Source organism: Bacillus cereus group sp. N21, from assembly GCF_016483395.1.
In the GTDB taxonomy this organism is placed as follows: domain Bacteria; phylum Bacillota; class Bacilli; order Bacillales; family Bacillaceae_G; genus Bacillus_A; species Bacillus_A pseudomycoides.
In genome coordinates, this window is record NZ_JAEHBX010000279.1 from 1 (window position 1) to 353 (window position 353).

The window sequence follows — 353 nt, forward strand, 5'->3', positions numbered from 1 at the left end:
GCACTTCAACAACATTTAATGATCCAAAAGCGGTAAGTGCTCATTTCTTAGCAACAAAGGTATATGATTTTTATAAAAATAAATACGAACGTAATAGTTTTGATAATAAGGGACAAAAAGTAGTTTCAGTTGTACATGGGTGGGATTCTGAAGATACAAATGATCCGAAAAATTGGGAGAATGCATTCAGTGCTAATATTAATAATAGTAGCATGCTTGTATATGGAGATCCTATTGTAAAGGCATTTGACGTAGCAGGACATGAATTTACACATACGGTTACATCTAGCGAATCCAATCTTGAATATTCCGGAGAATCTGGTGCGATTAACGAGGCGTTATCTGATATTATG

1 protein-coding gene is annotated in these 353 nt (G+C 34.6%); it reads left to right on the forward strand.

The annotated features are described in order from the left end of the window. The coding region (locus JDS96_RS30850) for a gluzincin family metallopeptidase (protein WP_199669134.1) at positions 1–353 on the forward strand (353 nt) is incomplete at both ends.